At 68.4% G+C, this 6,967-nt stretch carries 7 protein-coding genes; 6 read left to right on the top strand and 1 reads right to left on the bottom strand.

The genetic code is table 11. The annotated features are described in order from the left end of the window. Positions 1 to 249 precede the first annotated feature (249 nt). Entirely contained in the window at positions 250 to 654 is a 405-nt protein-coding gene (gene dksA / locus PVZ72_RS04565) for an RNA polymerase-binding protein DksA (RefSeq protein ID WP_273861312.1), read from the bottom strand. A 192-nt stretch (positions 655 to 846) separates the two neighbouring features. Between dksA and PVZ72_RS04560 the strand changes: the two genes are divergently transcribed. The 6 genes from PVZ72_RS04560 (at position 847) to otnI (ending at position 6,795) form a co-directional block, all read left to right on the top strand. Next, complete coding sequence (locus tag PVZ72_RS04560; RefSeq protein WP_273861311.1) at positions 847 to 1,551, top strand: FadR/GntR family transcriptional regulator; 705 nt, start codon at positions 847 to 849, stop codon at positions 1,549 to 1,551. 22 nt (positions 1,552 to 1,573) lie between these two features. Beyond that, on the top strand, positions 1,574 to 2,467 hold the full coding sequence (ltnD, locus tag PVZ72_RS04555) for an L-threonate dehydrogenase (protein WP_158892799.1): 894 nt from the start codon (positions 1,574 to 1,576) through the stop codon (positions 2,465 to 2,467). 5 nt (positions 2,468 to 2,472) lie between these two features. Beyond that, positions 2,473 to 3,765, top strand: a complete 1,293-nt coding sequence (gene otnK, locus PVZ72_RS04550; RefSeq protein ID WP_273861310.1) for a 3-oxo-tetronate kinase — start codon at positions 2,473 to 2,475, stop codon at positions 3,763 to 3,765. Further along, positions 3,762 to 4,400: a 3-oxo-tetronate 4-phosphate decarboxylase gene (gene otnC / locus PVZ72_RS04545; RefSeq protein ID WP_187980080.1), complete on the top strand. Its 639-nt coding sequence runs from the start codon at positions 3,762 to 3,764 to the stop codon at positions 4,398 to 4,400. The genes otnK and otnC overlap by 4 nt, the downstream gene beginning before the upstream one ends. A gap of 139 nt (positions 4,401 to 4,539) precedes the next feature. Next, positions 4,540 to 6,000 carry a GntT/GntP/DsdX family permease gene (locus tag PVZ72_RS04540; RefSeq protein ID WP_133863186.1) on the top strand — a complete coding sequence of 487 codons (1,461 nt, stop codon included), beginning with the start codon at positions 4,540 to 4,542 and terminating at the stop codon, positions 5,998 to 6,000. 15 nt (positions 6,001 to 6,015) lie between these two features. Then, complete coding sequence (gene otnI, locus PVZ72_RS04535; RefSeq protein WP_273861309.1) at positions 6,016 to 6,795, top strand: 2-oxo-tetronate isomerase; 780 nt, start codon at positions 6,016 to 6,018, stop codon at positions 6,793 to 6,795. Positions 6,796 to 6,967 lie beyond the last annotated feature (172 nt).

The following is a 6,967-nucleotide window of genomic DNA, read 5'->3' as shown; positions in this document are numbered from 1 at the left end:
CCGCCTGTTGGGCTTCGACGGTGGAGCTGTCTCAACCCAACCTACGGGTGCGCTTTGCCCCCTCTCCCCCTGGGAGAGGGCTGGGGTGAGGGTAACCCCTGAACGCGTGGCAAACGCTGCGCGGTTTTCCACCCTACCCGCCTGTTGGGCTTCGACGATGAAGCTGTCTCAACCCAACCTGCGGGTCCGCTTTACCCCCTCTCCCCCTGGGAGAGGGTTGGGGTGAGGGAAAGCCCGGCTACCGCCCCCTCACGACGACTGCAGATGCCGCTCGCGCTGCTCCTGGCGCTCCTTGGCTTCCACGCTGAGGGTCGCGGTGGGTCTCAGCAGCAGGCGGGCAAGGCCTATGGGTTCGTCGCTCTCCTCGCACCAGCCGTAGTCGTCGCGGGCCAGGCGCTCCAGGGCTTCGTCGATCTTGTCCAGCAGCTTCTTTTCCCGTTCCAGCTGGCGCAGTTGCCACTGGCGTTCCCGCTCGGCATTGCCGACATCGGCCGGATCGCCGTGGGTGTCCAGGCCGCGCAGGTCCTCCACCTGCTCGTCGATCAGGCGTTGCAGGTCGCCACGCTGGGTCAGCAGCAGTCGACGAAAGAATTCCCGCTGGACCTCGTTCATGTAGTCCGCGGCAGGTTGTGCCAGGAGTTCTTCAGGGGTCATGAGGCAGCCCTCCATCCGTAAATGTTATATTATAACACTTATCAGTGGCTCTAGCCTGCATCTGCCAGCCGTAGAACCCATCACAAAAATTCCGTAGTGCCTCCGCCAAAACCACTACACAACGGCAAAAGCCTGTGCGAAAGTAGCGTCACAACCTGTATGACAACCTTACAACCACATAAGCAGGTCTCCATGTTCGCCAAGGTTCCCGCCAATGTGCTGAGCGACAGCGTCGCCCAGCAGCTGCTGGACAAGATCGAAGCCGGCGTCTTCGCCCCCGGCAGCAAGATTCCCAGCGAAGCCCTGCTGTCCGAAGCCTTCGGCGTCAGCCGCACCGTGGTGCGCGAGGCCATCTCGCGGCTGAAGAACGAAGGCGTGCTGCAGCCCCAGCAGGGTCGCGGCATCTTCGTCACGACCCACGCCAGCATCCGCCCGCTGCGCATCGACGCCGACGAGGCCAGCCTGCCCGGCAGCGTCTTCCACCTGCTGGACCTGCGCCGCGCCATCGAGGCCGAGATCGCCTCCGAAGCCGCCATCAACCGCAGCGAGACCGATCTGGTGGCCATCGACGAGGCCCTGGCCGCCATCGACGAAGAGGTCGCCGACGGCCATGACGGGGTACGGGCCGACGTGGCCTTCCATCGCACCATCGCCCAGGCCACCGGCAATCCCTACTTCATCAGGACCCTGGAATTCGTCAGCCAGTACCTGGAGACGGCCACGCGCATCACCCGCACCAACGAGGCGCGGCGCGAGGACTTCTCCCGCCAGGTGCACGAAGAACACCAGGCCATCGTCGCCGCCATCCGCCTCGGCGACCCCCTGGCCGCCGCCAACGCCGCCCGCCAGCACATCTACAACGCCGCCCGCCGCCTGCGGCAGGCCGGCTTCGCCTGACCTTTTTACGGAGAACAACAAGATGCAAGACAACGTCGGTGTCATCGGCCTCGGGGCCATGGGTCTGGGCGTCGCCCGCTCGCTGCTGCGTGCGGGTTTCGCCGTGCATGCCTGTGACGTGCGCGCCAGCGTGCTGGAAAGCTTCGCCAGCGAAGGCGGCGTAGCCTGCACCTCGCCTGCCGCCCTGGCCGACAGCTGCGACATCCTCATCACCGTGGTGGTCAATGCCGAGCAGACCGAAGCCGTGCTGTTCGGTGAAGGCGGCGCCGCCTCTGCCCTGCGTCCGGGCAGCCTGGTGATCGCCTGCGCCACCGTGGCCCCGGCCTACGCCGTCGAGCTGGGCGAGCGCCTGGCCGAGCGCGGCATCCTGCTGCTGGACGCCCCGCTCTCCGGGGGCGCCGCCAAGGCCGCCAGTGGCGAGATGACCATGATGACCTCCGGCACCGCGGAAGCCTATGCCAAGGGCGAGGCGGTACTGGCCGCCATGGCCGGCAAGGTCTATCGCCTGGGCGATGCACCCGGCCAGGGTTCCAAGGTCAAGATCATCAACCAGCTGCTGGCCGGGGTACATATCGCCGCCTCCGCCGAGGCCATGGCCCTCGGCCTGCGCGAAGGCGTCGATCCGGACGCCCTCTACGAGGTCATCACCCACAGCGCCGGCAATTCCTGGATGTTCGAGAATCGCGTGCCGCACATCCTCAAGGCCGACTACACCCCGCTGTCCGCCGTGGACATCTTCGTCAAGGACCTGGGCCTGGTGCTGGATACCGCGCGCACCTCGAAATTCCCGCTGCCGCTGTCGGCCACCGCCCACCAGATGTTCATGCAGGCCTCCACCGCAGGCTTCGGTCGTGAAGACGACTCGGCGGTGATCAAGATCTTCCCGGGCATCGAGTTGCCCAAGGCCGCGGAGTGAAACCCATGAGCCAGACCGAGACCCGCCCGCTGCTGGGCTGCATCGCCGACGACTTCACCGGCGCCACCGATCTCGCCAACATGCTGGTGCGTGGCGGCATGCGCACCGTGCAGGTGATCGGCGTGCCCGCGGCCGACGCCGAACTCGAAGCGGCCGACGCCGTGGTAGTGGCGTTGAAATCCCGCACCACGCCGGCCGCCGAGGCGGTGAGCGAATCCCTGGCCGCCCTCGCCTGGCTGCGCCAGCGCGGCTGCCGGCAATTCTTCTTCAAGTACTGCTCGACCTTCGATTCCACCGCCGCAGGCAACATCGGCCCGGTAGCCGAGGCCCTGCAGGAGGCACTGGACTGCGATTTCACCCTGGCCTGCCCGGCCTTCCCGGAAACCGGGCGCACCCTGTTCCGCGGCCACCTGTTCGTGCAGGACCAGTTGCTCAGCGAGTCCGGCATGCAGCACCACCCGCTGACGCCCATGGGCGACGCCAATCTGGTGCGGGTGCTGCAGGCGCAGAGCCGTGGCAAGGTAGGGCTGCTGCGCTACGATCAGGTCGCCAAGGGCCCCGAGGCCGTGCGCGCGGCCATCGCCGAACTGCGTACTTCGGGTCATCGCCTGGCCATCGCCGATGCCCTGTCCGACGCCGATCTGCACACCCTGGGCGCGGCCTGTGCCGAGCTGCCCCTGGTCACCGGTGGTTCGGGCATCGCCCAGGGCCTGCCGGAGAATTTCCGCCGCGCCGGCCTGCTCCAGGCCCATGACGCCGCCGCCCTGGCGCTGCCCGCCGGTGGCGCAGCCGTGCTGGCCGGCAGCGCTTCCCAGGCCACCAATGGCCAGGTCGCCGCCTGGCTGGAAGCCGGTCGCCCGGCCCTGCGCCTGGACCCGCTGGCCCTGGCCCGGGGTGACGACAGTATCGACGCCGCCCTCGCCTGGGCGCGTGAGCAGGGCCAGGCCGTGCTCATCTATGCCACCAGTCCCGCCGACGAGGTCAAGGCCATCCAGCGCGAGCTGGGCGTGGCGCGCGCCGGTGAACTGGTGGAACGCGCCCTCGGCCTGATCGCCCGCGGCCTGTTCGACCAAGGCGTACGCCGTCTGGTGGTGGCCGGCGGCGAAACCTCCGGCGCCGTGGTCCAGGCCCTGGGCGTACAGGCCCTGCGTATCGGCGCCCAGATCGATCCGGGCGTGCCGGCCACCCTCGGCCAGGTGCAGGGCGACCCCCTGGCCCTGGCGCTCAAGTCCGGCAACTTCGGCAGCCGCGACTTCTTCGCCAAGGCGTTGCGCCAGCTGGCAGGAGAGCAGGCATGAGCGTCGAAGCCCGTCTGCGCGAAGAGATCTGCACCGTCGGCGCCAGCCTCTATGCCCGCGGCTACACCGTGGGCAGCGCCGGCAACATCAGCGCCCGCCTGGAAGACGGCTGGCTGATCACCCCCACCGACGCCTGCCTGGGTCGCCTGGATCCGGCGGCCATCGCCAAGGTCGGCCTGGAAGGCGACTGGGTCTCCGGGGACAAGCCATCCAAGACCCTGGCCCTGCATCGCCAGGTCTACGACCGCAATCCCGGCGTGGGCGGCGTGGTGCACACCCACTCCACTCACCTGGTGGCCCTGACCCTGGCCGGCGTCTGGCGCCCGGACGACATCCTGCCACCCATCACCCCCTACCAGGTGATGAAGGTCGGCCATATCCCGCTGATTCCCTATGCCCGCCCCGGCGCCGCCAGCGTCGCCGAGCAGGTGGCGCAACTGGCCAACCGGGTAAGGGGCGTGATGCTCGAACGCCTCGGTCCGGTGGTCTGGGAAAGCAGCGTGAGCAAGGCCAGCTTCGCCCTGGAGGAGCTGGAAGAAACCGCGCGGCTGTGGCTGCTCAGCGAACCGCGCCCGGCGCCGCTCGATGCCGCCGCCCTGGCCGAACTGGCGGAGACCTTCGGCGCCGTCTGGTGACCTGAAGCCCGCGCTACCGCAACACCCCCACGATGGCCCTCGCCGGCCGTCGCGGGATCGGCTTGCCCTGGAAAAACAACAATAGCGAGGAAAGTGCCATGTCCCACGTCGTCAGCCCTACCCGCCCGGAGTTCCGCTCATGAGTCCGTTGCTGCTGGTCCTCATCGCCGCGGCGGGCATCGCCCTGCTGCTGTTCCTGGTTCTCAAGTACAAATTCCAGCCCTTCGTGGCGCTGATGCTGGTGAGCATCCTGGTGGCCCTGGCCGCTGGCGTGGAACCGTCCAAGCTGGTCGCCACCATCGAAGGCGGTATGGGCAAGATCCTCGGCCACATCGCCATCATCATCGCCCTGGGCGCCATGATCGGCCGCATCATCGAACTCTCCGGCGGTGCCGAGGCCCTGGCCAAGACGCTGATCGAGCGCTTCGGCAACAGACGCACGCCGCTGGCCCTGACCCTGGCCGGCTTCCTGGTCGGCATCCCGGTGTTCTTCGAAGTCGGCGTGATCGTGCTGATGCCGCTGGCCTATGGCATCGCCCGCACCGCGCGCAAGCCGCTGATCGTCTTCGCCCTGCCGATGTGCGCCACCATGCTCACGGTGCACGCCATGCTGCCGCCCCACCCGGGCGCCGTGGCCGCCGCCGGCCAGCTGGGCGCCGACCTGGGTCGGGTGCTGCTGTTCGGCCTGCCGATCACCGCCGTACTGGCCCTGATCGGCTGGTGGGTGGCCGGGCGCATGACCCGTCGTCACTACCCCATGACCGACGACATCCGTAGCGACGTCTATGGTCCGCAGATCACCGACACCCACCTGCAGCAGTGGGGCCGCGGCCAGGACATGGCCCCCGGCCTGCCCAGCCTCGGCGCCGCCGCGGTCAAGGTCGACGAGACCCCGGCCGGCCTCGCCGCCGGCCTTCCGCCCGCCCCGGCCCCCGGCTTCGGCCTGGTGGTGACCCTGATCCTGCTGCCCATCGTGCTGATCCTGCTGGGCACCCTGGCCACCAGCTGGCTTCCGGCCGGCAACCTGCTGCGCGACATCTTCACCGTGATTGGCGCGCCCCTGGTGGCGCTGCTGATCGACACCCTGCTGTGCGCCTATGTGCTGGGCTTCCGCCGCGGCTGGTCGCGCGAGCAGGTCTCGGACGTCATCGGCTCGGCGCTGCCCGGCGTGGCCATGGTCATCCTCATCGCCGGGGCCGGCGGCGTCTTCGGCAAGGTGCTGGTGGACACCGGCATCGGCGCGGTGGTCTCGGAGCTGCTGCGCGCCACCGGCCTGCCGGTGCTGGCGCTGGGCTTCGTGCTGACCCTGCTGCTGCGCGCGGTCCAGGGTTCCACCACCGTGGCCCTGGTCACCACCGCCGGCATCCTCGGCCCGCTGATCGCCACCCTGGACCTCTCGGCCAACCACATGGCCCTGCTCTGCCTGGCCATGGGCGCCGGTGGTCTGGCCGTGTCGCACATCAACGACGCCGGCTACTGGATCTTCACCAAGCTGGTCGGCCTGAGCGTCGCCGACGGCTTGCGTACCTGGACCGTCCTGACCACCCTGCTGGGGTGCCTGGGCTTCGCCATCACCCTGCTGCTCTGGCCCTTCGTCTGATCTGGGAGACAAGCCATGCCCCGTTTCGCCGCCAACCTCAGCATGCTCTACCCCGAGCATGCCTTCCTCGATCGCTTCGCCGCCGCCGCGGCGGATGGCTTCCAGGCCGTGGAATACCTCTTTCCCTATGAGCACAGTGCCGCCGAGATCAAGACACGCCTCGACGCCGCGGGCCTGACCCAGGTGCTGTTCAACGCCCCGCCCGGTGACTGGGCCGCGGGCGAACGTGGCCTGGCCGCCCTGCCCGGTCGCGAAGCCGAATGCCGCGCCGGCATCGACCGCGCCCTGGACTACGCCGCCGTGCTGGGCAATCGCCTGGTGCATGTGATGGCCGGCCTGCTGCCCGCCGGAGTCGACCGGGCCCGCGCCCGCGACACCTACCTGGGCAACCTGGCCCATGCTGCCGAACAGGCGGCCAAAGCCGGGGTGACGATTCTCATCGAGCCGATCAACCCGCGCGACATGCCCGGCTATTTCCTCAATCGCCAGGATGACGCCCAGGCCATCCGCCAGGCCATAGGCGCTGACAATCTGAAGGTGCAGTTCGACTGCTACCACTGCCAGATCGTCGAGGGCGACGTCAGCAAGACCTTCGAGCGCGACTTCGCCGGCATCGGCCACGTGCAGATCGCCGGGGTACCCGATCGCCACGAACCGGATCTGGGCGAGCTGCACTATCCCTATCTGTTCGAGCGCTTCGACGCCCTCGGCTACGACGGCTGGATCGGCTGCGAATACCGTCCGCGGGGCGATACCTCGGCGGGGTTGGAGTGGTTGCGCAAGCTCAGGACCTGAGTCCCTGTTGGGCTTCGACGATAGAGCCGTCTCAGCCCAACCTACGATTAGGTTTGTAGGGTGGACAACGGCACAGCCTTGTCCACCGTCAGGCACCTAGGCCCGGTGGAAAACGCTGCGCGGTTTTCCACCCTTGTATCTCGACGACAGCCTCCTCAGGGGGCATAGTCCC

This window comes from Pseudomonas sp. LA5, from assembly GCF_028640825.1.
Lineage (GTDB): Bacteria > Pseudomonadota > Gammaproteobacteria > Pseudomonadales > Pseudomonadaceae > Chryseomonas > Chryseomonas aestiva.
The sequence above is the reverse complement of the archived record's forward strand: the minus strand, read 5'-3'. Positions and strand labels throughout refer to the sequence as shown.

What these genes read in the sequence shown, in the direction of transcription:
- dksA (WP_273861312.1), bottom strand. Translation starts at nt 654, where the DNA reads ATGACCCCTGAAGAACTCCTGGCACAACCTGCCGCGGACTACATGAAC.
- PVZ72_RS04560 (WP_273861311.1), top strand. Translation starts at nt 847, where the DNA reads ATGTTCGCCAAGGTTCCCGCCAATGTGCTGAGCGACAGCGTCGCCCAG.
- ltnD (WP_158892799.1), top strand. Translation starts at nt 1,574, where the DNA reads ATGCAAGACAACGTCGGTGTCATCGGCCTCGGGGCCATGGGTCTGGGC.
- otnK (WP_273861310.1), top strand. Translation starts at nt 2,473, where the DNA reads ATGAGCCAGACCGAGACCCGCCCGCTGCTGGGCTGCATCGCCGACGAC.
- otnC (WP_187980080.1), top strand. Translation starts at nt 3,762, where the DNA reads ATGAGCGTCGAAGCCCGTCTGCGCGAAGAGATCTGCACCGTCGGCGCC.
- PVZ72_RS04540 (WP_133863186.1), top strand. Translation starts at nt 4,540, where the DNA reads ATGAGTCCGTTGCTGCTGGTCCTCATCGCCGCGGCGGGCATCGCCCTG.
- otnI (WP_273861309.1), top strand. Translation starts at nt 6,016, where the DNA reads ATGCCCCGTTTCGCCGCCAACCTCAGCATGCTCTACCCCGAGCATGCC.